Genomic DNA, 26,401 nt, shown 5'->3' on the forward strand with positions numbered 1-26,401 from the left:
AAATCCTTCTTAACTCGTCCAGATCGCCGCCGCCGCCATCGACAGGCCGTGGCGAACGGCTTCATCCGCATCAACCAGCCGCGGGGTCACCGACAGCTCATCGAAAGCCAGCTGATACAGCGTCGCCAGCCGCCCCGACGCAACCAACGTGATGCCGGTCTTGGGAACATTGCCAGAGAGACCCGCCGCCAGCTCGGCGCCGATCAAGGTGCCCGACAGCGTCTCGCGCGCGGCGGCCGGCGTGCCGCCGAACAGCAACTGCCGCGACCGCGCACCGAAGAGCAGGTTGGCGGCGAACGCCGGCGCTTCGAACGCGGCTTTCACCGCCGCCTTGAAGCTTGCAACATCCTCGGCGTCATCGGCGCCTGCGACCGCGAGTGACAGAATCGTCTCGCGCGAGATCACACTGAACAGCTCGCCGGTCATGAAGGTGGAGAAATGCTCGACCGTGCCGTCCTTCACCCGCACCCATTTCGAATGCGTGCCGGGCATGCAGACCAGCGCTTCGCCGGCGGCCTTAAGGCCGAGCGCGCCGAGCAACTGCGTCTCCTCGCCGCGCATCACGTCCGGCGCGCCTGCGTCGCGCTGCGCGATGCCGGGCAGGATGCGGATGTCGCGCGCCTCACCCGGCACCCGCACGGCCTGCTTCAGGATGGAGGTGAGCGGTGCCGGCGTGTCGACATAGCCGGCCTCGACCCAGCCGGTTTTGGCGCCGGCCATACCGCAGACGAGAACGGGCAGATGATCCGGTGCTTCGACGGCGGAAAGATGCGATTGCAGCACACCGGCAAATCCGGTCTTGGCCGCGGCCAGCATGCCCTCGCCACTGCGGCGTTCGGCCAGGACCTGGCCGGCCCGATCGACCAGCCACAGGCGGAAGCTGCTGGTGCCCCAGTCCACCGCGACATAGGCGGGTTCGCTCATCTCGGTTCTCGTCCTCGTCTCACCGGCAAGACGCCGTCTCGCGACAATGAGACGACGGCAGGCAAATTCGCCCCGGGATATCGGCTATTGCCGCCGCAAACCAGCGTTTTATCGCAGGTCTGAGACGCTGCCGCGCTGGCACACCGCTTGCTCATGCATCCCCACTCACATCCGTGAACCGCGCACCAAGACGCGTCAATTGTGGAGAGAAAACCCATGGAAATCGGCTATTTCACGATGCCTTCGCACCCGCCGGAGTGCGGCCTGAAGGAAGGAAACGACTGGGACCTGCAAGTCATGCGCTGGCTCGACGAGCTCGGCTATCAAGAGGCCTGGGTCGGCGAGCACCACACCGCGCCCTGGGAACCCAATCCCACGCCGGATCTCCTGATCGCCCAGGCCTTGATGCAGACCAAGCGCTTGCGCATCGGGCCGGGCGGCTTCCTGCTGCCCTATCACCATCCGGCCGAGCTCGCCAACCGCGTCGCGATGCTCGACCACATGTCCGAAGGCCGGCTCAATTTCGGTGTCGCGGCTAGCGGCCTGCCGAGCGACTGGGCGATGTTCAACGTCGACGGCATGAGCGGGCAGAACCGCGACATGACCCGCGAAGCGCTGGAGATCATCCTGAAGATGTGGACCGATCCCGCGCCCTGGACCTACAAGGGCAAATTCTGGACGGTGACCAAGCCGGACACGATGTTCGACTTCCTCAAGCCTCACATCAAGCCGTTGCAGGCGCCGCATCCGCCAATCGGCGTTGCCGGTCTGTCGAAGAACTCGGACACGCTGAAGCTCGCCGGCGAACGCGGCTTCATCCCGATGAGCCTTAACCTCAACCCGGCCTATGTCGGCAGCCATTGGGACTCGGTCGAGATTGGCGCGGCCAAGACCGGGCGCAAGCCGAACCGGCAGGACTGGCGGCTGGTGCGCGAGGTCTTCGTTGCCGACACCGACGAAGAGGCCTGGAAGCTCTCCACCGGCGACATGATGGGCCGGATGATGCACGAGTACTTCCTGCCCCTGCTCGGCCATTTCGGCTTCAAGGACTATTTGAAGCACGCGCCCGACGTGCCCGACAGCGACGTCACCGTCGAATATTGCGCCAAGCGGAACTGGATCGTCGGCTCGCCCGCGACCGTCGCCGAGAAGATCGAGAAGATCTACGACGAGGTCGGCGGCTTCGGCGTGCTGCTGGTGTTCGGCTTCGACTACAAGCACAAGGCAGAGGCCTGGCACCACTCGCTCTCGCTGCTCAGCAGCGAGGTGATGCCGCGCCTGAAGCATCTCGGCTCCGCGAAGAAGGCGGCTTGACCCGACGCGGATGCGGCGCGATCGTGCCGCATCCGCACCCGTTTCGGAGATCTCCGCGTGAGCGTGGACGCAAAGGATTTCAAGCAGGCGATGCGCCAATGCGCCGGTGCCGTCGCGCTGGTCACGGTCGGTGCCGAGCACGGCAAGCGCACCGGGCTCACGGTCACCTCGGCCTGCTCACTGTCGGACAATCCACCGTCGCTGATCGTCTGCGTCAACCGCAACGCCAGCGCACATACGCGGATCCGCGAGGAAGGCGCCTTCGCAATCAACTTCCTGCACGAGGACCACGCGCTGCTGGCACTCACCTTCAGCGGCCAGAAGGGCGTCAACGGTGACGACCGCTTTGCGTTCGGGCAGTGGACACGCGGGGCCACCGGCGCACCCGTGCTGACCGACGCGGTGGCCGCGTTCGATTGCGAGCTGGCGCAGGAATTCGAAACGAAGACGCATTCGATCTTCGTCGGCGAAGTCCGCGGGGTGTCGCATTCCGACGGGGCCGCGCCGCTGGTCTATCTGCGCAGCAGCTTCCACGTACCCCACGAAATCCGCGGCACCGTTTCAGTCGGCGACCTCGATTCAAGGCATCTGAGCTGGACGGATTTTTCGTAAGGGCGGCGGCGGTGCGCTCCCTCGCCCCGCTTGCGGGGAGAGGGGGAGTCTCTCCGAGGATGGTGACAGTTGGACTCGCGGAGAGTCCCCCTCACCCGCCGCGCTTCGCGCGTCGCCTCTCCCCGCACGCGGGGAGAGGCGAAAGCCCGCGGCTCGCTCCTCGTTCATCTCCAACCGAAAGCGCTACTGCGCGGTCTCGATCTTCAGGTGCTTGATCTTGCGATACAGCGTCGCGCGGCTGAGCTTCAGCGCACGCGCCGCCTCGGTCACACGACCGCCATGCTTGCGCAGCGCCTCGACGATCGTCGCGCGCTCGGCCGCCGCGAGGTCCGGCTCCGCCGCACGGCCGCCGAACAGCGGCAGATCGAGATCGGCATCGGTGACGACACCGTTCTCCGCCGTGCAGCCGGCAAGCCGCAGCACATGGCGGAGCTGGCGCATGTTGCCGGGATACGGATAGGCCGACAGCAGCGCCCAGGCCTCGTCCGAGAGGCGGCAATTCGGCGCTTCCTCGCGCGCGATCTGGCGAATGATGTCGTCGCGGTCGGCGCGCTCGCGCAAGCTCGGCAGCTTCACCTCCATGCCGCGGAGACGAAAATAGAGATCGGCGCGGAAGGCGCCCTCCTCCGCCATGCGGCCGAGATCGCGATGGGTGGCGCTGATCAGGCGGATGTCGACCGGCACCGGCTTGAGCGCGCCGAGCGGCCAGACCTCGCGGTTTTCCAGCACGCGCAAGAGACGCGTCTGCAGCGCGATCGGCATGTCGCCGATCTCGTCGAGGAACAGCGTGCCGCCGTCGGCCTGCACGATCAGGCCCTTTGAGCCCTCGCGCCGCGCGCCGGTGAAGGCGCCGGCTTCATAGCCGAACAGCTCGGCGTCGATCAGGCTCTCCGGCATCGCCGCGCAGTTCAGCGCAACATAATGGTTGCGGGCACGGTTGCTCGCCGCGTGAATGGCGCGGGCGAACACGTCCTTTCCGACGCCGGTCTCGCCATGCAGCAGCACCGGCAGATTGCGATCGCCGATGCTTCGGAGCCGCTTCACGCTTCGCATCAGGCCGGGATCGCGGCCGGCGAGCCGATGCAGGTCATCAAAACGGTCGATCGTCGCATCGCGGCGCGGAGCGTGTGGACCCGTGAAGGATTTGGCGCGCAGCGGCGGGGCGACATGGCCCTCGCCCAACGGACTGCCGTCGGCGCGGCGCAGCTCGACAACATCGTCCGCACTGCGCGCGGCGTGATGATCGAACTTGACGTAACGCGACAGATCGATGCCCGATGCGATCATGCCGTCGGTGAGGCCGAGCAGCGCACGCGCGGAACGGCAGGCGCCGACGATACGGCGGTCGTCGTCATAGGCGAGCAGGCCGCTGCCGCCGTCACCCGGCACCGTCGCGATCCAGGCGTTGCGGAAATGGCCGCGGAAGATCGCACCCTCCATCCGCCGCGTCGCCTCCATCGTCACCGCGAGCGCGAGCTGATGCGCGGCGCGTTCGAGATCCTCGCGGCAGGAGGTGATGTTGATGGCACCGGCGAGCCGGCCGGCCTGGTCGAACAGCGGCGCCACGGCGCAGGAGAACATGTGCCACTGCGCGCGAAAATGCTCGTCGCGATGCACCAGGATCGGCTTCTGCTCGGCCAGCGCGGTGCCGAGCCCGTTGGTGCCCTCAAACGTCTCGGCGAAATTCGAGCCGGTGTAGATCTTCCAGTCCAGAAACATCTTCGCATCTGCTTCGCCCGGCAGCCGGCTGAACAGCATGGTCGCGTTCACATCGGCCAGATTCACACAGTAGCCGGCATCGCGCAGCACGCCGGCGAGATCGTCGAGCTCGGGCGTCGCGAGCCGGATCGTCTCCTCCATCGGCTCGGCGACATGCCGGATCTCGGCCTCGGTGAGTGTTTGCGGCGGGCCCTGACGGGCGGGATCGAGCTTGTGGCTGATCAGGCAGCGCCGCCACGAATTGGCGATCCGCGAAGAGGCATCGACGTCGGCCACATGATTGGCGACGGACAAGACGCGGGCGACATGGTTCGAGGCCGAAAGGCTGGCCATCGCGGACGTCTCCACCCTGTATTATTGTGCAAAGTCTGGCAGCACGGGCGGGGATGTCAATCGGGAACCGGGAACGGGGGAGATGGCACACGGTCTCTAGACGTCATTCCGGGGCGATGCGATGGGACCGCGCAAGCGCGGCCCGGAGCATCGAACCCGGAATCTCGAGATTCTCAGGTGTGCAATTGCACACCATAGTTCGCGCTGCGCGCGCCCCGGAATGACGGCATCATCAAGATTGCTGCACTGCGCTCACCAGGTATCGATGCAGGGCCTCTTCTTCTCCGTCCGCGCGGGCGGCTTCGGCACCGACCTAAGCCCCGCCATGATCCAGCGCCGCGTCTCGGCGGGGTCGATGACGTTGTCGATCTCGAACACGGACGCGATCGAGACCGCCTTGCCGTTGGCATAGAGCTCGGCGACCTTGTTGCGGTAATAGGTCTCGCGCTCTTCGGGGTCGGCGATCGCCTCCATCTCCTTGCGGAAGCCGAGGCGGACATAGCCCTCGAGGCCCATGCCGCCGAACTCGCCGGTGGGCCACGCCGCAGTGAAGAACGAGGCGTGGAAGCCGCCGCCGATCATCGACTGTGCGCCGAGGCCGTAGCCCTTGCGCAGCACGATGCCGAACAGCGGCACGGTGAGGCTCGCGCCGGTCACGAACATGCGCGAGACGTGCCGCACGATCGCGGTCTTCTCGGCTTCCGGGCCGACCATGAAGCCGGGCGTGTCGCAGAGCGAGACGATCGGCAGATCGAACGCGTCGCAGAGCTGGAGAAAGCGCGCGGCCTTGTCGCCGGCATCGGCATCGATCGCGCCGCCGAGATGGCGCGGGTTGTTGGCGATCAGGCCGAACGGCTTGCCCTCGATGCGGATCAGCGCGGTGATCATGCCGACGCCGTAGTCGCGGCGCAGCTCCAGCACGCTGTCCCTGTCCGCGACGAGATCGATCACGCTGCGGATGTCGTAGACGCGCAGGCGGTTCTCCGGAATGGCGCGGCGGAGCAGACGCTGGTCGGCGGCCTGCCAGTCGGTCACCGCGCCCTGGAAATAGGACAGGTATTTTTGCGCGACGCGCGTCGCCTCCTCCTCGTCCTCGACGAGGATGTCGATGACGCCGTTCGGCGACTGGAACGAGACCGGGCCGACCTCGGCCGGATGGTAGACGCCGAGCCCGCCGCCCTCGATCATCGCTGGGCCGCCCATGCCGATCGAGGCATTCTTGGTGGCGATGATGACGTCGCAGCAACCGAGCATCGCGGCATTGCCGGCAAAGCAATAGCCGGAGACGACGCCGATGACGGGCACGAGGCCGGAGAGCCTTGCGAACTGCACGAAGGACGGGCCGTCGAGCCCGGTCATGCCGAGCCGGTCGGTATCGCCGGGCCGGCCGCCGCCGCCCTCGGCGTAGAACACCAGCGGCACGCGCCAGTCTTCCGCCAGCGTCAGCATGCGGTCGATCTTCTTGTGGTTCATGTGGCCCTGCGTGCCCGCGAGCACGGTGTAGTCATAGGCCACGACGATGCAGCGCGCGCCCTCCGGGCCGAACCTCTCGGCGTTAACGGTCGCAACGCCCATGACGAGGCCGTCGGCCGGCGTGTTCTGGATGAGGTCGTCGAGCTTGCGCCGGCGGCGCTGGGCCGCGATCGCGAGGCTGCCGTACTCCATGAACGAGCCGTCGTCGACGAGCTGCGCGACATTCTCGCGGGCGGTGCGCTGGTCGGTGTTGCGACGGCGCTCGACCGAGGCCGGCCGGTTCGCATCGAGCGTGTTGGCCTGGCGCGCGATCAGCTCGGCGAGATCAGGACGGATGTGGTCGAGGTCGACATCGGCTTCCGCCGCCGACGCGTCGGCCGCGACGTCGAGCGGCTCCAGATACAGGATCGGTTCGCCGTGCATCAAAGTGGCGCCGTCTCCGGCGACGAGCTTCGTGACCCGGCCGCCCTGCTCGGCCATGACGAGATGCTCCATCTTCATGGACTCGATCACGGCAAGCTGCTGGCCGGGGCGCACGACCTCGCCTTCCTTCACCTGAATGGTGACGATGGTTCCCTGCAGGGGTGCCGCCACCATCACCGCGCCTTCGGGCACGGCCTGCGTAATGTGCGTCTCCATGCCGTGACCGCCGCCTCGCTCAGTCGGGGCGAAGTAGAGCGGCTTGGCTGCGCCATCGGCCGCCTCGACCAGTTTCGCGATGTTGCGATCGATGAAATCGGTCGCGATGCGGTTGGTCCTGAAATCGGGATGCGCGAGCACCGCCTGGAGAAAGGCGATGTTGGTGACGACGCCATCGATCCGGAATTCGCGCAGGGCGCGCGAAGCCTTGGCGACCACGTCATGCCAGGCCTCGCCCGGCGTATGCACGATGACTTTTGCGAGCAGCGAATCGAAGGCCGCGCTGGTCTTGTAGCCCGCATAGCCAAAACTATCGACACGGACGCCGGGCCCCGACGGCGGCTCGAACAAGGCGAGCACGCCGCCGGTCGGATGCGTCGCGCCAGTCTCGTCCAGCGTCTCCATGTTGACGCGGAGCTGCATGGCGTAGCCGCGCGGCTTCGGGATCGATCCCTGCGCAAGGTCGAGCGAGTCCAGCGTGCTGCCTGCTGCGACCGCGAGCTGGGCGCGGACGAGGTCGAGGCCCAGCACCGCTTCCGTCACGGTGTGCTCGACCTGGAGCCGCGGATTGGCCTCGATGAAGGCAAAGCTATCCTCCGCCGTGCCGTCGACCAGGAACTCGAAGGTACCGAGATTGTCGTAAGCCGCGGCGGTCGCGAGTTGCCTCGCCGCCTCGATGATGCGGCCGCGCAAGGGCCCGCTCAGCGACGGGCTCGGCGCCACCTCGACCAGCTTCTGGTGCCGGCGCTGGATGGTGCATTCGCGCTCCCAGAGATGAGAGACCGCACCATGACGGTCGCCGATGATCTGCACCTCGATATGACGCGCCTGGCGGATCAGCCGCTCGGCATAGACGCCGTCGAAGCCGAATGCCGCCTTGGCCTCGGACTGGCAGCGCGCATAGGCTTCCGCCAGATCGGCCGCATTCTCGACCACGCGCATGCCGCGGCCACCGCCGCCGGCCATCGCCTTGATCACGATCGCCGCGTTGCCGCCAAGCGACGTGAAGAACGCCGTGATCTCCTCGAGCGACGAAGGCCCGCTGGTGCCGGCGATGATCGGCACGCCGCAGCGTTTGGCCAGTTGCCGTGCCGCGACCTTGTCGCCAAACAGTTCGAGCGCTGTCACCTTTGGCCCGACAAAGGTGATCCCCTGCTCGCCACAGGCCTTGGCGAACGCGGCATTCTCGCTCAGAAAACCGTAGCCGGGATGCACGGCATCGCAGCCGGCGCCCTTCGCCGCCGTCACCACGGCCTCGATGTCGAGATAGGCCCGCGCGCCGCGGCCGGGGATCTCGAGCGCCTCGTCGGCGACACGCACATGCAGCGACAGCGCGTCGTCTGCAGGGTGGATCGCTACCGTCGCGATGCCGGCATCGGCCGCCGCGCGCGCGATGCGGATGGCGATCTCGCCGCGATTGGCTATCAGGAGTTTCTTGAACGACATGATGTCTCTCACTCAGACTGCGGCGGGCAGATTTGGATCGAGGTCCTGCTTCTTCACCTTGCCCGTCGCCGTCAGGGGCAGAGCTTCGATGATGCGAATCTCCGGGACCTTGTAGACGGCCATGCGCTCGGCGCACCAGGCACGCAGGCTCTCTGCCGAGATGGTACCGACCGCCTCCGGCTTGAGCTGGATATAGGCCACCGGCACCTGCCCCTTGTCGGGATCGTCGCGTCCGACCACGCCCGAGCCCAGCACCTTCGGATGCTGACCCAGCAGCGCCTCGATCTCCGGCGGGAAGACGCTCATGCCCTTGACCTTCAGCATCTCCTTGCGGCGGCCGAGGAAGTGCAGGAAGCCGTCCTTGTCGATGCTGCCGATGTCGCCGGTGCGCAGCCAGCCATCGACGAGCGACTCCGCGGTCGCCTCCGGCTTGTTCCAGTAGCTCTTGAGCAGCGACGGCGTCCGCACCCGGATCTCGCCTTCCGCACCGAGCGGCAGCAGCGCGCCGGTCTCGAAATCGGTGATCTTGAACTCGGCGCCGGGGACCGGCAGGCCGACGAAGATCGGCTGGTTGTTCAGATCGAAATCGTCGTCCTGGAAGCCTGATGTGAAGGTGTTGGAGGTGTGGGTCTCGGTCATGCCCCAGGCCGCCTCCATCAGGATCGTGCCGGTGAGGTCCTTCCAGCGCCTGCGATAGTCGGCGTTGAGCTTCTTGACGAAGGAGACGACGCGCACCTGCTTCAAGGACGACAGGTCGAACTCGCTCCAGCGCGGATGGTCCATCAGCTCCACCGCTCCGTCGACCGGCATCGCGGTGATCGTAACCTTGTACTTGTCGATCGCGGCCATCGCGCCGACGGCATCCCAGCGCGCCAGCAGAACCAGCGTCGCGCCGGAAAACAGCGGAAAGATCAAGCCAAAGTTCTCACCGGCAATCCAGAACTCCGGAAAGAACGACAGGAACACGCTGCTCTCGTCCGACAGGACCGAGATGCCGTAATTGGCGGCGGCGGTATAGACCATGTCGCGATGGGTGTGAACGCAGCCCTTGGGCATGCCGGTGGTGCCGCCGGTGTAGTTGAGCGCAGCGACCTCATCGAGGCCGGGCGGCGGCAGCGGCGACGGCGCGGGCATCGCGGCAAGCGCCGGCAACAGATCGGTCGCGCCTGCGGCCGCGATGCGCGGCGCGCGGATCGATTCCGGCGTGGGAAACGCAGGCGCCGCCGGCAGGACATCGGCAAAGCTGGTGACGATGATCTCGCGCAGCCGCACCTCGCCCCTCACCTGCTCGACGACGGGGATGAGCTGGTCCAGTGCCACGATTACGTCGGCCTGGGTATCGTTGAGCTCGTAGGACAGCTCGAACGCGCGCGACAGCGGGCTGACGGGGACATGGGCCGCGCCGAGCTTCAGGATGCCGAAGAACACGATGTGAAATTGCGGGCAGTTCGGCAGGAAGACGGCGACGCGATCGCCCTTGCGCACGCCCTTGGCCTGCAACAGTGCCGCGAAGCGGTCGCTCTGCCGGTCGAGATCGGCGTAGGTGGTGACGTGCCCGTAGAAGATCACCGCCGGACGCTCCGGGCTCCGCCTCGCCCAGGCGCGCAGATATTCCGTCAAAGGAGCTTCGCCGTGCAGATAGTTCGGCGAACGCGGCAGGCCCTTCGGCCACGCCTTGTCCCACAACCCGCGCAAGGTGGCGAGGTAGTCCTTCTCGTTGAGGGCCGCGCTCATGACGTCTTCCCCGTGTTGCTTTTCTTTTCATAAGGCACGCACGTGCCGTCAATCGACATCGTTACACGTCGAGCACGGCAGACTTCATGTCAAGGAAAACAGTTTTCCGCATCACGGCCGATGCCGCGGCGCGGAAAAAGCGGGCGTTACGCCGCGACGAGGCGAATGATCCGCCTCACGGCCGATGGGATCGGCGCGACGACAGGGACAGTGAACATCGGCTGAAGCTCGCACGCGGCTTCCCCCAGCGGCCCGCCGCCGATGATGACAGCTTCCGCCCCGTCCTTCGCGATGCAGGCCTCGACCGCGCCGGCGAGGGCTGCGCGCAGCTGCGCCGGATCGCGCATCAGCTCTTGCGGATCGCCTTCGGCAAAGCGCGTGCCGGTGTAGCGCGATCGCAGCCCCAGCGCCTCCGGCAACGCGTCGATCTTCGACTTGAGCAGCGGTGTCGTGGTCGCCACACCGAAGCGGCGGCCTCCTGCGGCGGCCTCCAGCATCGACGACTCGCCGATGCCGACCGCAGGCAGCTTCATCGCAGCCCTGATTCCGGCGAGACCGGGATCGCCGAACGCTGCAACGATGATGCCGTCCGGGGAAGCTCGATGCGTCCGCGCGATCTCCTCGACCTCGGCGGCGGCCGCCTCCAGCGCCTCCGCCGACACGATCATCGACGGCGCGCGCGTTGCCGTGGCGCCGACGATGTCGAAACCGGCCACGGCGGCCGACTTCGCGATGGCCACCATCATCGCGGTGGTCGCCTCGAGACTGTTCGGATTGATCAGGAGGATGCGCGCACGCCGATCAGGGTTTTGGTCCATCCCACCGCTATACTAGGCCGCCCGCACGCCGGCAACGAAGGCGCTGACCTCGTTCTCGAGCGATTGCAGTTTCTGCGTCAGCCGGCCGCTGGATTGCAGCACGAGGCCGGCGGCCTGGCCGGTCTCGGCGGTCGCATCGGTCACGCCGGAGATGTTTTGCGAGACCTGATCGGTGCCGGACGCCGCCTCCTGCACGCTGTGCGCGATGGCCTGCGTCGCGGCGCCCTGCTCCTCGACGGCGGCTGCGATCGACGAGGAAATCTCGTTGACCTCCATGATGGTGGCGCGAATGCTCTCGATGTTGCCGACGACCTGATTGGTCTCGGCCTGGATCGCGGTGATCTGCGCGCCGATCTCGTCGGTCGCCTTCGCGGTCTGGCTCGCCAGCGACTTCACCTCACTCGCGACCACCGCAAACCCCCTGCCCGATTCGCCCGCACGCGCCGCCTCGATGGTGGCGTTGAGCGCGAGCAGATTGGTCTGCGAGGCGATCTGGTTGATGAGGTCGATGACCTCGCCGATCTTGTGCGCGGCGGCGGCAAGCCCCTGCACCGTATCGTTGGTGCGCTGGCCGTCGGCGGCCGCCTTGTCGGCCACCGTCGCGGCCTGCGCGACGCGCTGGCTGATCTCGGTGATCGAGGACGACAGCTGGCCGGCGGCGGAGGCCACCGTCTGCACGTTGCTCGACGCCTGCTGGCAGGCCGTTGCCACGAAGCTGGCGCGATCGGTCGCCTTGTTCGCGGTCTCCGACATGCCTTGCGCGGCCTGCTGCATCGCGCGCGCCTCATCGAACACGTCGCGGACCACGGCCTGGACACTCGCCTCGAACTTGCCGGCGAGATCGGCCATCGTCCTGCGCTTCTCGTCGTCGGCTCGCTGCTTCGCCTCCTGCTGCTCGGCATGCATCCGGCCCACGGCCGACGCATTGTCCTTGAACACGGCGAGCGCGTTGGCGAGCCCGCCGACCTCATCGCGCCGATCGGTGTAGGGCACGTCGAACGCACTGTCGCCGGCGGCGAGGCGTTCGGTCAGCGCCGTAATTCCTGCCAACGGCTTCGTGACGCTGCGGCCGATCACGAAGGAGGCACCGAGCACCAGCACGAGCACGACAAGACACACCAGCGCGAACGTCGTCGCGTTCTGGCGGAACACGGCATCGACGTCGTCGAGATAGATGCCGGTGCCGATGATCCAGCCCCAGGGCGCAAAGCCCTTCACATAGGAGACCTTCCCGACCGGCTGGTCGAAGCCGGGCTTCGGCCAGAGATAGCTGTAGAAGCCGGCGCCCTGCTTGCTGACGACGTCAACGAAGCCCATGAACAGCGCGTTGCCGGCGGGGTCCTTCATCCCCGAGAGGTCCTTGCCGTCGAGTTCGGGCTTGATCGGGTGCATGACCATCCTGGGGGTCATGTCGTTGATCCAGAAATACTCGACCTTGTCGTAGCGCAGGCTCTTGATCTCCGCCATGGCGGCAGCCTGCGCCTGCTCGCGCGGGAGTTTTCCGTCGCTCTCGAGCTTCTGATAGTGCGCCAGGATGCCGTAGCCGACGTCCACCATGTGCTGCGTCTTGGCCTGGCGATCGGCGACCATCTGCGTGCGCAGGGTCGAAAGCGCGATCGGCGCCAGCGCGATCATGCCGAGGAGGCTGATGCCGACAATCAGGACCAGCTTGAAACTGATGCGGGAGAAAATCATCGGGGCTCGCAAAATTGGAAGGGCTGATATGCCAGTTTATCCCGCTCCCCTTAGCAAAGCTTTAAGCATTCGGGTTCCCCAAATCCCCGCAAAATCGAGTGGGCGCTCGGCGGCATGCCGTATGCGGCCCGGCAGGTTTGCGGGGCCGGCCGCATTCGAGATCCGAACGCTTCAAATCTAGAAGACCTCGATATCGGCCCTCGACGCGTTGACTTGCGACAGGCTCTGACGGAACGATCAACGCAGATCGTCAGCGCCAGACGCGGCGTGCGCCCAGCCCAAGGCCACAGGCTCAATGCATCAATCGACATACGCCAAGCCCATCGACCTTCCCGCACTGACCGCAGCCGAGCGACTCTTCATCTGGGGATTTCGCGCCAAGGCGCGCAGCGGAAGCGCCGTTCCGACCGCGGCCGACATCCAGCAGGTGTACGACCATTTCCGCGTCGGCGATGCCGTGCCGTCGCTGGAATCGATCATCGAGATCTTTGCCTGCACGGCGCATACGGCGATCGAAGTGCATTGCCCCACCTGTCCGCGCATATCGGAGAGCGAGCACGGAATCCTGCGGGCGATCGCCGCCGCGCAGAAGGAGCGCGACGATGTCGCGCGCGCGCAGTTCGAGTGCTGGCTGCCGCCGGTGGGCGCGGATTGGGCGCTGGCGCCGGTCCGGGGACTTGCGACCATCTTCCGCATGGCCGGCCTCATTCTGCCTGACCGGCATGTCGAGCCTTTTGACCAGGACCGGACAATGGTGATGAAGAGCTGGCTTGTGGGCAGTCCCACGTTGCATTGATGAGATCGTTCATGATGGAGGCTGCGAGCAATTCCGTGCCTGACCCGGAAGCCGGCCAGTCGCGGCTCTGCCCGCTTCAAGCCGCGCTTGCGACCCGTCCCGGCGTCGAAGGCTACGATCAATTCTGCCGCGTCGCGCTTTCGCTGTTCCGCTTCATTGGCGCTGCCTATGCGACCGGCGCGTCCGATTGCTGGGAGGCGGCCTATCGCTTCGCCGACGAGGCGCCCGGCATTGCCGACAGCCCGCTGCTGGTCGCGCGAGCGGCTGCGCTCGTCAGGATCCTGCGCAGCGGCCGGCCATGCGAGCTGTGCTTCATGCCGCCGTCGTGCCGGCGCCTCTCGAAGGACGAGGCGGAGTTGATGCGACTGCTGTCGGCCGCCCGCAGCAAGCAGCCTGGTGAACTCGAGACAATCGTCTGCGGGTTCGTCGGCTCCGGGAAAGAGGATGCGACAACGCGGGCGGTCAACGCGCTTGCCTGCTGCTGACGCCTAACCTCCGGCCTTGCCGAGCACGAGATCGATAGTGTGGGACGCGATCTTGCGCAGCTGCGCGTCGTCGCCGAAGGCCCGTTCGAGCACGGCGAGGCCGCGCGTCACCGTGATGATGTGGAGCGCTGCGACCGCGGGATTGCCGTTGAACTCGCCGCGTTTCGCGCCTGCCGACAATGTGTCCTGAACCAAAGCGGTGATGCGCGAGATGAGGTTCGCAAAGGCCTGGCGCGCGTCCTCGTCGAGCCCCTCGCCTTCGACCGCACCGAGCTCCATCAGGCCGCGCGTGGTCGGACATCCGCGCGGTGGCGAGCCCGAGCGGAAATTCACGATGGTCAGGTCGAAGAACGCGGTGAGGCGTTTGCGCAAACTGCCGGCACCGAGCGCCTTTTGCAGGGCGAGGAGGTAATCGCCCGCGTAGCGCTCATAGGCCTGCAGGAACAGCGCCTCCTTGCTGCCGAAGGCATTGTAGAGGCTGCCGCGCTGGACGCCGGCGTCGCGCGCGATGTCGGACAGCGAGGTGCCGCGCACGCCCTTGCGCCAGAACTGGTCGAACGCAATGCGCAGGACGTCGTCGTGGTCGAACTCGCGCGGTCTCAAATGTCGATCCTCGGCCTGAAAGTATTTGACACGATGTCAAGAACGTGTTTTCTCGACATGGTGTCAAAAACCAATTGGGATTGATAGCCCGTTTCGTCAATGAGCCGGACCGCCGGCGCGCACCGTGCGCCCTGGCCGGTCGGCCCGCATGCAAAGGGACCAGCTCATGCCTCTTCTTCACATCTCGATGCGCGCCGGAAAGCCCGACGCCTACCGGCAGGCGATCCTCGACGGTCTCTACCGCGCCATGCGCGAGGCGCTGAACGTGCCCGAGGGCGACGAGTTCATGACAATCAGCGAGCATGACCCCGCGAACTTCCGCTGCGGCAATGCCTACGGCGTCGAGCGAAGCGAGGACGCTGTGCTGATCCAGATCACCGTGTTCGCCTCGCGCACCCCTGAGCAGAAGAAAGCGCTGTACCGGCGGATCGCGGAGCTGCTCGGCGAGAACCCGGGCATCCGGCCCGAGGACGTGTTCGTGAACGTGCTCGATGCCCCCGGGGAGAACTGGTCGGTCGGCCACGGCCTCGCACAGTTCGCGTGAACTTGCCGGGCGCGGAGTTGCCCGCGCCCCCTTGAGAATTGCCGGCCGGAAGGGTCTGATAGGCGGCGGAGGAAACCTCCGCCGAGCCGAACCCGGGACCTGAGCCGCATGACCATGTCGGTCGAGCAATTGTGGAGCCTGCCTGAAACCGCGCTGGTCGGCGCCTACGCAGAGGCGCGGCGCCGCTACGCGGAGAAGAAGTTCGAGCGCGACACCCAGCGGGCGCGGCTCGAATGGATGCGCGCAAAGCTGTTCGTCAACACGCAGGGCAATGTGACCGAGCGCAAGATGGCGGTGGACGTTTCCGAGGAGCTGGCGCGCAAGGGCCAGGAGGTACGCGAGATGACGCGCGATCTCGACATGCTGAAGATCGACGTGGACGTGATCGACACGATGATCCGGCTGCGCGGCGCGCACGGCGCCCCGCCGGTTCATGCCGAAGAGGCGGCCGAGAAACCGGCCGAGCCGGAGGGGGAGTGAGATGGCTGCGTTCCGCGGAAGCTGCCTGTGCGGCGAGGTCGCGTTCGAGGTCGAGGGTCCGTTCGATCGCTTCCTCAACTGCCACTGCTCGCGCTGCCGCAAAGCGACCGGGACCGCGCATGCCTGCGAGGTGATCGTGAAGGCGGCGGCGCTGCGCTGGCTGCGCGGGGAAACATCCGTCGCGCGCTTCGATCTGCCCAATGCACGAAGCTTTGCGACCGCGTTCTGCAAGAGCTGCGGCAGCCCGATGCCGCATCTCACGCGCAGCGGACGCGAAGCGATCATCCATGCCGGCGCGTTCGACGAGCCGCTGGGCGCGGCACCTGACCGGCACGTGCATTGGACGTCCCGCGCGGATTGGTACGACCACGGAGACGGATTACCGGTGGAGGATTGAGGCTCAGCTTTGTGCATGCCCACCGTGGCGGCGGTGATACGCACTTGGCGACGGCCAGCTCCAGTGCTTCAGTGTCGCTCGATCCGGCTCGAAGATCTCGATCTTGAGCGCTTGGCATGCCGCGGCATCGCTGGAATGGGTTGCGCTACAGTCTCCGCCGGGACAGGCCGACAACGCGCCGAGCAGGTCGATCTCCGCAAGAAACTCGATGAAGTCGCCGGGACGGACCGGACTTGCCTTCATGAAATATTGGTGCGTGTCCTTCGTGAAGCCGGTGCACATGAAGACGTTGAGTACGTCGTGGATATGATGCTCGATCGCGCGTGGCTCCATCTCGAGCTCGGCGGCAAGCGCGCGGGACAGGTTGGAATGGCAGCAGAAATCGTAAGCCGTGCCGTTCAACAGGAGATTTGTATAGGGGTCGCAGCGCGTGCCGATGACATCATGAATGCCGGCGCCGTCCTCGTCGAAGCCGTACCAGCCGAGCGTGTCGTGACTGATGGTCGCCATCGGCCGAAGGTAGGGCATATTGCTCCAGAGCCGGTCCCCGATGCCGACATGCGTACCATGGAGCGCCCGCGTCTTGCCGCTGAAGAAGCGCTCGGAGAGATCCTCCGCATTCCAGAGATTGAGGTCGCCGACCTGAGGACCTTCGATGCTGACGATGCGGAAAAACTGGCCGCGCGCCACGCGAAATGTTCTGGCATCGCGTGGCGGCACGGTGAGCTCGTGCGTCTTGACCATCGTGCGGCGAGCTTGCTCAAGCGCGGCCAGGTCAGGCCCGGGCATCGTGCCGGCCGGATAGACGATCGTCGGCTTGGCGGCGCGGCGCGAAGCGGCGTCTGCGGGTGCGATTTTGGGCGACATGCCAAGCTGATCCCTGTGACTGCAGTCCATCCTACCGCCTCATCTCACCCACTCGCAACGCACTCCGCCAGGATCCCGTCGAGCTCCGCCTTCGAGAGAACGCCGAGCTCGGCGATGAAAACGATGCGTGACCGCGGCACGCCTGGTGTCGGCGCCTCACCCGGCGCCAGTGTTGCGCGGCCGCCGGCGAACTGAAACACCGTCAGACGGCCGGGCTGCTCGACGGTCTCGAACAGGCCCTTGGCGCGGGCGAGTTTCGGCGCCAGCCGGCCGATCGCCTGCTGCAAGCGCGGCAACGAGATTGGGTGGTCCGAGGTCCAGCTCAACGTCTCGAAGCGTTCCTCTGCCGGCCGCCGCGGCCCCGGCTCGCGTGTCGCGGGCGCGCTATCGATGGTTGCGGGAAACAGCAGCGCGGCGGGAATCTCGCCGTGCTGCGCATCGACCACCACGGCGGGGACGCGCAGCACGCGGATGGCTTCGCGCATGCGGGCACCCGCGCCCTCGTCCGCCAGATCCAGCTTGCTGAGCGCCACGATATCGGCGACCCGCAGCTGCGCGCGCACCAGCGCGTCATCCAGGGCTGACGGCGGTGTGCCAGCGTCCATCACGCAGAGCACGGTTTCCAGCGGCGCCTCGCGCAGGATCACCGGATCCATCAGGTTGCGCACGATGTCGGAGGGATCGGCGACGCCGCTGGTCTCGATGACGATATACTCCGGCTTCGGATCACGCCGCAGCAGTGTCGACAGCGTGCGGAGCAGATCGCCTTCGAGCGAGCAGCAGATGCAGCCGTTGGCAAGGCTCACCACGCCGTCGCTCGCGCCCGCGATCAGCTCCGCATCGATGTTGATCGCGCCGAAATCGTTGACCACGGCGGCGATGCGCCGTCCCTCCGCATGCGCCAGCAAATGGTTGACGACCGTGGTCTTGCCCGCCCCCAGAAAGCCCGTCACCAGGAGAATGGGGACCGGCATGGGTCAGCCCTCGACGACCGGGCGGCGCACCGGCCGGCCGGGCCGCGCAGTCACATCCAGAATGCCGTCGCTGATCAGCGGTTGGCCGCTGACGACGAGATGCCGCACGCCCTCGGACGGCCGGTTCATCGCCGTGAACGTCGCGCGGTCGCTCAGCTTCTCGTAATCGAACACGACGATGTCGGCATCGGCGTCCTTTGCGAGCCTGCCCTTGGCGCGCATCGCGGGCGTGCTCTGCGACAGGATCTCCGCAGGGATCAGCGCACATTTGCGCACGCCTTCCAGCAGCGACACCGTCTTGCGCTCGCGCACCCATTCGCGGATGAATTTTGTGAAGCAGCCGGCCGAGCGGGGATGCGAGGTGGCGTCATCCGGCAGCGGCCAGGCATCGCCGGTATAAGTCTTGCCGTCCGACGTCGTCCACGGCATCGCGTCGGACGCGATGGCGCCGCCGGGATACAGCACCGACATGTCGAGCAGGTCGCGGTGATGCGAATTGTTCTCGATGTCGAGGATGTGCCAGAGCACCAGCGAGGACGGCTCTTCGGCCTGCGCCCTGAGCAGCTCCGCGCGATCATGGAAGCGATAGCCGTCGGTCACGCGCTGCACGGAATCGTAACCGGTGCCGTTGCGCTCGACGAATTGGGGATCACTGAAGAAGGCCGCGGCCAGCACGGTCGAACCGGTGCCGTAAGGATAGGCCTCGACCGTAATGGGCAGGCCCTGCGCCTGTGCCTTCTCGACCAGCACGCGGCAGCGCTCGATGTCGGTCTTGCTCGACGAGTTGAAGTGGCAGATGTGCATATGCGCGCCGGTGGCGCCGGCATAGCCGATCAGGCGGATATAGGCCTCCGCCGCGCTCTCGGGGTCGATGCGCGACATGTAGGCGACGTGGGTGAAGGTCGGCACGTCCTGCTTCGCGGCGAGCTGGCAGACCGCGGTCAGCTCCTGCACGCCGGCGCCCGGCGCGTAGGCGTTCAGGATGCCGATGCCGATGCCGCCCTCGTTGAGGCCGCGCGCGAGGCGATCGAGGATGCCGGCGACCTCCGCATCGCTCGCCACATTGTCCATCCAGCGGCGGTCGCGCATGGCGTTGCCGAACGCCTCGAGCGAGCTCTCCGCGTTGGAGCCCGTCATCGCGCCGATGCGCGCAAAAGCCCAGTTGGTGGCGGCGCCGTAGTTCAGCACGCGCCCCTTCCTGGCCTGGCGCTCATACCAGGATGCGACCGGCAGCACGCCGGCCTCGAGATCGAGCGTCGTCGTCACGCCGTCGAACGCCTGCATGCGATCCGCCGGGATCGACTGGCCATGCGCGTGCAGGTCGATGAAGCCCGGCGCCACCACGAGACCGGTGGCGTCGATCACCCGCTCGGCGCCGCCGAGCGAGGAGCCGACGGCGGCGATCTTGCCGTCCACCACCGCCACATCGCCGATGGCATCCATCCCGCTCGCGGGATCCACCACCCTGCCGCCTGAGATCACCAAACCGCTCATATCGTCACTCCGCATGCCATTGCCAAAACCTCCAAAGACCCGGCAGCAGCTTCGGAGGTGCGTCTGGGCCGCATAGAGGCAGATTTTTGTGACAACGACCACCGCCGCGGATGCCGATGCAGCATGCATATTGCCGCGCGGCTGTCGCGGGGACGCGGACGCCAGATGCAGTCTCGGGTTGCATCCCGGCAAATGCCAAGCTATGGGATGCGCGCAATTTCATTTTTGGAGGCGACCATGTCTACGACTGCACGCTTCCCGGGTTCGACGCGCGATATTTGACGCGCTTCCCGGGATCGGTTCCCGGGTGAGACCACCAAGCCCTGCATCAAATCGAATCTGCCGCGACCTATTGGCGCGCGTTTGCGAACCTATTGTCATGACATCCAATCTCAAGCTGGCCCCTGATCGGGGCGACCGGCGTTGCGACCTGCTGGAAAGCCGGCTGCGGCGATATCACCCGCGCTTCCAGGGCGCGGTGCGCGCCTTGGCCGTGCGGCATCCGCGCATTGCGGACCTTGCCGCAAGCTTTCCCGCGCTGCTCTTCGCGCTTGCTGTTCCGCGGCGGGGGCTCGATCCTGCACGCGCGATTGCGTGCGTGATCGACGGCCATGCCCTCGCGGAGGCGGCGCCTGCCGCCGACGCCCCGCTGTGGCTGCGCAAGCTGCCTCCGGAGACGTTTGCGCGTCCGATCCCGCGATTGCCCGACGGCGAACTCTTTCGGCGACAGATCGCGAACCACCTTCCGCGCTCTCCCAAGCTCGCGCCGACATGGCTTCAGCTCGTGGCCGATGCCGCCGAGCTCGCGCACGAACCGATGGCGGCGTGGATCGCGCGTGAATTTGCGCGCGAGCCGCGACGGGTGAAGCCTGCACGGCTGCGGCTGATTTGTCTCTGGGCCTGGTATTCCACTGAGCCCGCGACGTTGGGACATGATCTGATCGAGAGGCCATGGACGCCGGACATGCGCATCGATGCCGCACGTTCGGCCGCAGAGGATTGGCGGACGATCATGGCCCTGCATGCGAGCCTCGGCCGCCAGCCGATCGCCGATATGTGGCTGCGACCAGGCCGGGTGGCGGACTACGAATTTCTGCCGCTGGATTCGATTGCCGCCATCACCGACGAGGCCAAGGCAATGAGGAATTGCCTCAACACCTATGGCCAGAACCTCGCACACAATCGGTCGCGGGTCTTGACCCGAATGCGGATTATTTCGCTGAGCTGGAAGCTTTGACTGCGGAAGGGTGGCTTCGGTCCACGTGATCGTCGTGTCGACGCTTGTGCATCCTGCATGGATCTGCACAGCACCCATTCCACGGCAACGGCGGCGTCTCTCAAGGCACAACCAGTTTCTTGCGAATGGCATAGCGGACCAGTTCGGCCGTCGACGACATTCCGAGCTTGCGCATGGCCGACGCACGATGGGTCTCGACCGTCTTCACGCTCAACTTTAAAATGACGCTCATGGATCTGTTGGTATGCCCTTCCGCAATCAATTGGACCACGCTCTGCTCGCGCGACGTCAGCAGCATGTCCGACCTGCCATGCTTGTTGAGCTGGTAGTCGTGGAGCAGCTTCTCCACCAGGGCGCTGGTGAAGTAGGGCCTGCCGTCGAGCAGCGCCTCGATTGCGGAAATCAGGTGCTTCTTGGCATCCGACTTGAACAAGAAGCCGCGAACTCCCGCCAGAACGGCTTCGGACAGCAGTTCCTCGTCTTCATGCATCGTCAGGATCAGCACCTCCGTGCGCAGATCGAGTGCCTTGAGCCGGCGGCTGACCTCCAACCCGTTCATGAGTGGCATCGAATAGTCGACGATGACGATGTCCGACATCGTCTCCACGGCCAAACCGACGGCTTGCTCGCCATTGGTCGCTTCGCCGGCGACGATCCAGTTGGACTGCGTTTCGACAATCGCGCGAAGCCCTGAACGTACGACTGCATGATCATCCGCAATCAAGATGCGTTTCATGGCGTCGTTCTCGTTTTCCGGCCGCAATCGATGGAGACGGCCGGCAGCAGCAAGGTCGAACGATCATGCCGATCATGGCTCGAAGCGCCATCCTGCAAAACCCTGAACTGCCTCGGCGAATGTACCGACGTGGCCGGCTTCAAGGAGACTCCACGGACCGACGCGCCGTCATGCCTCAACCAGCTGCGCACGAACGGCGTACCGGACCAGACCTGCGGTTGAGTTCACGTCCAGCTTGCGCATCGCAGCCGCTCGATGTGCCTCTGTCGTCTTGACGCTGAGGTTCAGGATCGCGCTGATGCCCTTGTTGCTGTAGCCTTCGGCTACCAGCTTGACGACAAGCTGCTCGCGTGGCGTAAGCCCGCGGCCCCGGTCTGCTTCGCCGCCCGCGCCGTGATCCAGCTCGTTCCGGCAGCTTTCGCTGCAAAATCGCTTATGCACCAAAAGCGCGTCGACGGCCGCCAATAGCGATCTGTTCGCATCCGATTTCGTCAGAAATGCGCGTGCACCGGCCTCGAAGGCCTGCTGAGCGAGCAGACCGGACTTGTGCACCGTGAAGATCAGAACCTCCGTCTGCAGCGGATAGTCCCTGATCCGCCGCGCAACCTCCACACCCGTCATTCGCGGCATGGAGAAGTCGACGATAGCCACGTGCGGCCGGCTTTCGATTGCCGCAGTCAACGCCTTGCTGCCGTCGTTCGCCTCGGCAACCACCTCCCAATCCGCCCGCTGTTCGAGCACCGCTCGCAAGCCCAATCGCACCGCCTCGTGATCATCTGCGATAAGAAAGCGTTTCATGGCAGAGCACTCCAATGTCGCTATACGGCAGCCATGTCCACCCGCCACCGATAACCTTCTTCTTCTTGCCTCAGTGGGTGCCAGCTTGGGCCCTCCCGAAGCCCGTGGCCTTTCGCCGGCCAGGCTTGTTCGTCGTCAGCCCATGCGGAAACACCGCGCGCAGGATGGTGCCGGAGAGCTGTGTTGCCGGATCGGAGTGGATATCCAATGACCCTCCGATCTGTTCGAGCCGTGCCCTCATCGCGGGAATACCGACGCCGACGGATATGGTTTTCGCACCTTGCTTCGCGTAGTCGGCGCGCATCCCTCGCCCATTGTCGGTGACCGTCAATCGAAAATGACGGCCGATCGGGTCGATAACGATGCTCACCTCCGTCGCTTGCGCATGGCGGAATATGTTGGTGAGGGCTTCCTGGACGATCCGCAGCAAGGCGCGTTGCTTCTCGTAAGACAGCCTATCGACGTCGGGCACGATCCTGGTCGTGACCCGCAACGAGGTGCGGGCCGCAAATCCATCGGCGTAGTGCTCGATCGCGGCTTTGAGCCTGTCGACCGTCAGATTCTGGGGGTGTAGCAGATAGGAAAAGGCACGGATTTCCCTGAGTGCCTCATCGATAGACGCGTCGATCTCACCGCAAAGCCGTTCGGCGCCGACCGCGTCGCTCATTTCACGCCGGAGCCGCATGAGACCGAGACTCGCGGCAATCAAATGCTGACATGTCGAATCATGGAGATCGGAAGCAATCCGCTGCTGGATATCCTCCTGGATGGACGCCAGATTGGCAATGACTTGAACATCATCGACACCTTCGGTCGCGGTTTCGAATGCACCATGGCGCACGATACGATGGCTGCCGATCAGCCGGATCGCGCTACCCGCCACGGGATCCACAACCGGAGCGATGGTCGTCTCCATATTTTGCCGCCGGTCGCCAAATGCGAGACGATGGCGAATCCTCACTTCCGTTCCTTCCGCGAGACAGGCGCGAAGGGCTTCATAGATGGATCTGGCGTCATCCCTGCTCATGCAGCTGGAGACGTCCATCTCCCTGATGTCTTCGGACGAGATGCCGAGATGCTGCTCGAATGCCGGATTGATCCCCTCATAGACGAAGCGTCGGCCAGGCGAAGGGCGCACGACGAAGAGAAAGTCAGCCGAGCACATCCAGTACAGCCGGTCGCTGGCCTCTTCGAAATCGAGCCGGAACGACCCTGTGCCGCTGGTTCGAATTGGCTCGGAAGCGGGAAAGCTATGAGGCTTCACGGTACGCGCTCACTCTGCTGCGGCAACGCCCGACATTGAAGCTCGATATCGAGAGTCGCCGTCCTGCCCCGCAGGCGGGGCATCACCCTGGATCAGAGTACGCCCGTGGGGTCCGCAGATTATACACCGTTAGGTTGATAGCGCCATAAGTAGAAGTAGCGCGAGATTAGAATCTCGAATTCGTGAGGGGAGAGCTGAAGGGATCAAATATGCGGTTCGTGCCGGACCATTCGGCACTGGACTCAAAAGAGATGCAACAAATGCTAAAGTGCCGCCAATAGCCTTCACGAACGGCGCGAGAGGATAACAGCTTCCCTGATGCGCAAGCAGCGCCCTCCGAGAATCATGAATATCGTTCTCGGATCAACATCGGACGACACTTTACCAGGCGCTAGCGGGTTCCGGCTCCGCTCGCGCTGGATTTCCTTTTCTTTCCGGCCTTCGCGCTCGGAGAAGGCTGCTGAGGCGGCGCGATCACCAGCGGATGAGACGGCACTTGGAGGCGGTGAGTGGCGGCGTCGTCCCTGAGTGCATCAGTATCCAGGCGCTGGCTTCGGTCGACAGAATCGCGCGGGTCTGCGACGGCGGCAGACGGCGCCGCTAGCCCAACGGCGACTCCCATCAGCACCCACGCGCATTTCATCATCTTGCAGGCCCCTCAAAAAGCGAAGTCAAGTCGAGGACCGATCCTGAGATCCCGGTAGCGCCGCACAGCAACGTTCGATGTACGCGCTTCGTACAACACACTGGTCGTCAACGACACGTTGCTGGTAAAATTGTACTTCACACCCAGGTCCGCCGAGTAGATCTGGTCTTGCCGCCCCCGGTTCAGCCCGTCTGTGAACCAGAAGGCTTCGAACAGCGGCGTGCTCACGATTGACCATTTCGGATCGAGCTTGACTTCGATGCCGAGCAACGCATCGAAGCGCCAGCGGCGAGCTTCCGCAAGGTCGGAAAACCGGTAGGTCACAAGCAACAGCGGCGAGAGTGTCACATTATTCATGCGGAAGTCGCGCGCCACTGAGCCCATCACGTCATGCGAGGTGAAGGCAAGGTCCCGGTAGACTCCATCGAAATCGTATCGGTTCTCGTAGATGGCGGAGAAGCGCCAGCCGTCCCAATTCTCGGTCAGGCGCGCTCCCACGCGTGCGACTGCAGCGTTGCCATCCTTCTCCGTCGCAAACGCCTCGTATTGGGCGCGGGCGTAGAGCCGGTATGAAAGGTCATTGGTCAGATTCCCGTCCAGCCTGACGCTCACGTCGGGCTCATAGTAGAGATCCGATTTGCGGTTGTCCCGGCTGAACAAAGCATTGTCGGTGAAAGTCGGCGCGACGGAACCGACGACGCTCCACGACGGAGCGGAGTAATACGGCACGGGACTGCTCGCCTTCAGCTCGGTGAGATCAACATCCGCGGCCCACGCGGGGCTTGCCCCAAACAATCCAACGACCGGTAACAGAACGATAGATCCGCGCATGGCATGCCCCGATGGCTTCTGCGTACACCAGGAATCGCCCTAGATTGGGCGACGATTGTGGCGTGTTAGTGATAGGACTTTAAATCAGGGATTGAACCGACAGATTGCCATTTCGTAAAATGCCGGAAGCTCCCGACGCTGCGAAAGAGACGCCGGGGAACTCACGCTGCACGTGACCGATCGGTTGCGTTGCCCCCAACAAAAGGCGGAACGGCGCGCGGACGTGGCACGCTGGTATCGCGGCCGACCCCACTCGATCCGCCTAATAGTCCACCGCGTCCCTGGTGATCGGACAGGTCATGCAATGACCGCCTCCCCGGCCCCGCCCCAGCTCTGCACCGACGATGGTGATCACCTCGATCCCTTCCTTGCGCAGCAAGGTGTTGGTGTAGGTATTGCGGTCATAGGCAAACACCACGCCCGGGGACGCGCAAACCAGGTTAGCGCCGCTGTCCCATTGCGTTCGCTCGCGCATATAGGCGTTGCCGCCGGTCTCGACCACGCGCAGCTTCTTCAGGCCGAGCGCTTCGGCCACGACATCCACGAACGGCTTTTCGTCCTTGCGCAGCTCGAGGCCGGCGGAATTGTCGGCCGGCCGGTAGGAAAAGGCCGCGATGTTGTTGACGATGTCGGGATAGAGCAGAACGCAATCCCGGTCCGCGAACGTGAAGACGGTGTCGAGATGCATTGCTGCGCGGAGCTTGGGCATCGCAGCGACGATCACGCGCTCGGCCGCCTTTTTCTTGAACAAGGCCGCGGCGACCTGGCTGATCGCTTGCCGCGAGGTGCGCTCGCTCAACCCGATCAGAACGTTGCCTTTGCCGATCGGCATCACGTCGCCGCCTTCCAGCGTCGCCAGACCGTGATCCCGCGTCGGATCGCCCCACCAGACATTGACCTTGCCGGCGAAATCCGGATGGAACTTGTAGATGGCGGTGGCGAGAATCGGCTCTTCATGCCGCGCCGGCCAATAGAGCGAATTCAGCGTGACCCCGCCGTAGATCCAGCATGTCGTGTCCCGCGTATACAACGTGTTGGGAAGCGGCGGCAGCAGATACTCGGTCATGCCGGCGGCCTCGCGGACGAGCTTGAGCATCTCGCCGCCATGGGCGTCCGGGAAGTCATGGGTCGAAACGCCCCCGATCAGCGTCTCGGCCAGATCGCGCGGCGTGAGGCTCTCCAGATAGCCCCGCAGTTCGTCGACGAGACCGAGACCGACCTGATCGGGAACAACCTGGTTGTCGAGGATCCACTTCCTGCCCTCAGGGATCGCGACCGTCTCGGTCAGCAGGTTGTGCATCTCGACCACGTCGACACCGCGATCACGCATCTTCTGGACGAAATCGAAATGATCGCGCTTGGCGTTTTCGACCCACAGCACATCGTCAAACAGCAGGGTGTCGCAATTGGAGGGCGTGAGGCGCTGATGGGCGCGGCCGGGTGAGCAGACCATGACCTTGCGGAGCTGACCGACCTCCGAATGAACGCCAAAGGCTCTGTTGGATTCCGATGCCTGCTTTGCCATGGGACTGCCCTTAAGGG

At 65.1% G+C, this 26,401-nt stretch carries 23 protein-coding genes; 8 read left to right on the plus strand and 15 right to left on the minus strand.

What is annotated here, in order from left to right; all coding sequences use genetic code 11:
- Positions 1–9: 9 nt before the first annotated feature.
- A complete protein-coding gene (locus tag BJA_RS36955; protein ID WP_011090023.1) occupies positions 10–924 on the minus strand; it encodes a 2-dehydro-3-deoxygalactonokinase in 915 nt (304 codons plus the stop codon).
- A gap of 216 nt (positions 925–1,140) precedes the next feature.
- On the opposite strand from BJA_RS36955, the gene BJA_RS36960 reads away from it, so the two are divergent.
- Together BJA_RS36960 and BJA_RS36965 are read left to right on the plus strand one after the other, a co-directional pair.
- Complete coding sequence (locus BJA_RS36960; protein WP_038965454.1) at positions 1,141–2,238, plus strand: LLM class flavin-dependent oxidoreductase; 1,098 nt, start codon at positions 1,141–1,143, stop codon at positions 2,236–2,238.
- Between the two features lie 57 nt (positions 2,239–2,295).
- Complete coding sequence (locus BJA_RS36965) at positions 2,296–2,850, plus strand: flavin reductase family protein (protein WP_011090025.1); 555 nt, start codon at positions 2,296–2,298, stop codon at positions 2,848–2,850.
- A 183-nt stretch (positions 2,851–3,033) separates the two neighbouring features.
- Here BJA_RS36965 and BJA_RS36970 read toward each other — a convergent pair whose 3' ends face one another.
- The 5 genes from BJA_RS36970 to BJA_RS36990 form a co-directional block, all read right to left on the minus strand.
- Positions 3,034–4,902 carry a sigma-54-dependent Fis family transcriptional regulator gene (locus BJA_RS36970; protein ID WP_038965450.1) on the minus strand — a complete coding sequence of 623 codons (1,869 nt, stop codon included), beginning with the start codon at positions 4,900–4,902 and terminating at the stop codon, positions 3,034–3,036.
- 252 nt (positions 4,903–5,154) lie between these two features.
- Positions 5,155–8,460, minus strand: a complete 3,306-nt coding sequence (locus BJA_RS36975) for an acetyl-CoA carboxylase family protein (protein WP_038965449.1) — start codon at positions 8,458–8,460, stop codon at positions 5,155–5,157.
- Positions 8,461–8,472: 12 nt separating this feature from the next.
- Positions 8,473–10,194, minus strand: coding sequence for an AMP-binding protein (locus tag BJA_RS36980; RefSeq protein WP_011090028.1), 1,722 nt, complete (start codon positions 10,192–10,194; stop codon positions 8,473–8,475).
- Between the two features lie 146 nt (positions 10,195–10,340).
- Complete coding sequence (locus BJA_RS36985) at positions 10,341–11,012, minus strand: aspartate/glutamate racemase family protein (RefSeq protein ID WP_011090029.1); 672 nt, start codon at positions 11,010–11,012, stop codon at positions 10,341–10,343.
- 12 nt (positions 11,013–11,024) lie between these two features.
- Positions 11,025–12,707, minus strand: a complete 1,683-nt coding sequence (locus BJA_RS36990; RefSeq protein ID WP_011090030.1) for a methyl-accepting chemotaxis protein — start codon at positions 12,705–12,707, stop codon at positions 11,025–11,027.
- A gap of 295 nt (positions 12,708–13,002) precedes the next feature.
- Between BJA_RS36990 and BJA_RS36995 the strand changes: the two genes are divergently transcribed.
- Together BJA_RS36995 and BJA_RS37000 are read left to right on the plus strand one after the other, a co-directional pair.
- On the plus strand, positions 13,003–13,503 hold the full coding sequence (locus BJA_RS36995; protein WP_038965447.1) for a hypothetical protein: 501 nt from the start codon (positions 13,003–13,005) through the stop codon (positions 13,501–13,503).
- Positions 13,504–13,514: 11 nt separating this feature from the next.
- Positions 13,515–13,988 carry a hypothetical protein gene (locus tag BJA_RS37000; RefSeq protein WP_038965446.1) on the plus strand — a complete coding sequence of 158 codons (474 nt, stop codon included), beginning with the start codon at positions 13,515–13,517 and terminating at the stop codon, positions 13,986–13,988.
- Positions 13,989–13,991: 3 nt separating this feature from the next.
- Here the strand turns inward: BJA_RS37000 and BJA_RS37005 are convergent, their stop codons facing one another.
- Positions 13,992–14,591 carry a TetR/AcrR family transcriptional regulator gene (locus BJA_RS37005; RefSeq protein ID WP_038965445.1) on the minus strand — a complete coding sequence of 200 codons (600 nt, stop codon included), beginning with the start codon at positions 14,589–14,591 and terminating at the stop codon, positions 13,992–13,994.
- A gap of 166 nt (positions 14,592–14,757) precedes the next feature.
- Here BJA_RS37005 and BJA_RS37010 point away from each other — a divergent pair, with 166 nt between their 5' ends.
- The 3 genes from BJA_RS37010 (at position 14,758) to BJA_RS37020 (ending at position 16,012) form a co-directional block, all read left to right on the plus strand.
- Complete coding sequence (locus tag BJA_RS37010; RefSeq protein ID WP_011090034.1) at positions 14,758–15,135, plus strand: tautomerase family protein; 378 nt, start codon at positions 14,758–14,760, stop codon at positions 15,133–15,135.
- A gap of 108 nt (positions 15,136–15,243) precedes the next feature.
- Entirely contained in the window at positions 15,244–15,615 is a 372-nt protein-coding gene (locus tag BJA_RS37015) for a hypothetical protein (protein WP_011090035.1), read from the plus strand.
- A gap of 1 nt (position 15,616) precedes the next feature.
- On the plus strand, positions 15,617–16,012 hold the full coding sequence (locus tag BJA_RS37020; protein WP_011090036.1) for a GFA family protein: 396 nt from the start codon (positions 15,617–15,619) through the stop codon (positions 16,010–16,012).
- Positions 16,013–16,015: 3 nt separating this feature from the next.
- Here the strand turns inward: BJA_RS37020 and BJA_RS37025 are convergent, their stop codons facing one another.
- The 3 genes from BJA_RS37025 to BJA_RS37035 are packed head-to-tail and all read right to left on the minus strand — an operon-like array spanning position 16,016 to position 19,362.
- Positions 16,016–16,879 (minus strand): urea carboxylase-associated family protein, encoded by an 864-nt coding sequence (locus BJA_RS37025; protein ID WP_038965444.1) that lies wholly within the window; start codon positions 16,877–16,879, stop codon positions 16,016–16,018.
- Between the two features lie 44 nt (positions 16,880–16,923).
- The gene (locus tag BJA_RS37030) at positions 16,924–17,853 is read right to left on the minus strand and encodes a CobW family GTP-binding protein (protein WP_011090038.1); all 930 of its coding nucleotides are present in this window, start codon (positions 17,851–17,853) and stop codon (positions 16,924–16,926) included.
- Positions 17,854–17,856: 3 nt separating this feature from the next.
- Positions 17,857–19,362 carry an amidohydrolase family protein gene (locus tag BJA_RS37035; RefSeq protein WP_236842132.1) on the minus strand — a complete coding sequence of 502 codons (1,506 nt, stop codon included), beginning with the start codon at positions 19,360–19,362 and terminating at the stop codon, positions 17,857–17,859.
- Positions 19,363–19,699: 337 nt separating this feature from the next.
- On the opposite strand from BJA_RS37035, the gene BJA_RS37040 reads away from it, so the two are divergent.
- Positions 19,700–20,584, plus strand: a complete 885-nt coding sequence (locus BJA_RS37040; RefSeq protein WP_162494157.1) for a hypothetical protein — start codon at positions 19,700–19,702, stop codon at positions 20,582–20,584.
- 100 nt (positions 20,585–20,684) lie between these two features.
- Here BJA_RS37040 and BJA_RS37045 read toward each other — a convergent pair whose 3' ends face one another.
- The 5 genes from BJA_RS37045 to arcA form a co-directional block, all read right to left on the minus strand.
- The gene (locus BJA_RS37045; protein ID WP_011090041.1) at positions 20,685–21,320 is read right to left on the minus strand and encodes a response regulator; all 636 of its coding nucleotides are present in this window, start codon (positions 21,318–21,320) and stop codon (positions 20,685–20,687) included.
- Positions 21,321–21,488: 168 nt separating this feature from the next.
- The gene (locus tag BJA_RS37050; RefSeq protein WP_038965441.1) at positions 21,489–22,118 is read right to left on the minus strand and encodes a response regulator; all 630 of its coding nucleotides are present in this window, start codon (positions 22,116–22,118) and stop codon (positions 21,489–21,491) included.
- 70 nt (positions 22,119–22,188) lie between these two features.
- Positions 22,189–23,382, minus strand: a complete 1,194-nt coding sequence (locus BJA_RS37055) for an ATP-binding protein (protein ID WP_011090043.1) — start codon at positions 23,380–23,382, stop codon at positions 22,189–22,191.
- Positions 23,383–24,040: 658 nt separating this feature from the next.
- A complete protein-coding gene (locus tag BJA_RS37060; protein ID WP_011090044.1) occupies positions 24,041–24,859 on the minus strand; it encodes an outer membrane beta-barrel protein in 819 nt (272 codons plus the stop codon).
- A gap of 262 nt (positions 24,860–25,121) precedes the next feature.
- On the minus strand, positions 25,122–26,384 hold the full coding sequence (gene arcA / locus BJA_RS37065) for an arginine deiminase (protein ID WP_011090045.1): 1,263 nt from the start codon (positions 26,382–26,384) through the stop codon (positions 25,122–25,124).
- Positions 26,385–26,401: the final 17 nt, after the last annotated feature.

The sequence above is a fragment of the Bradyrhizobium diazoefficiens USDA 110 genome, from assembly GCF_000011365.1.
Taxonomy (GTDB): Bacteria; Pseudomonadota; Alphaproteobacteria; order Rhizobiales; family Xanthobacteraceae; genus Bradyrhizobium; species Bradyrhizobium diazoefficiens.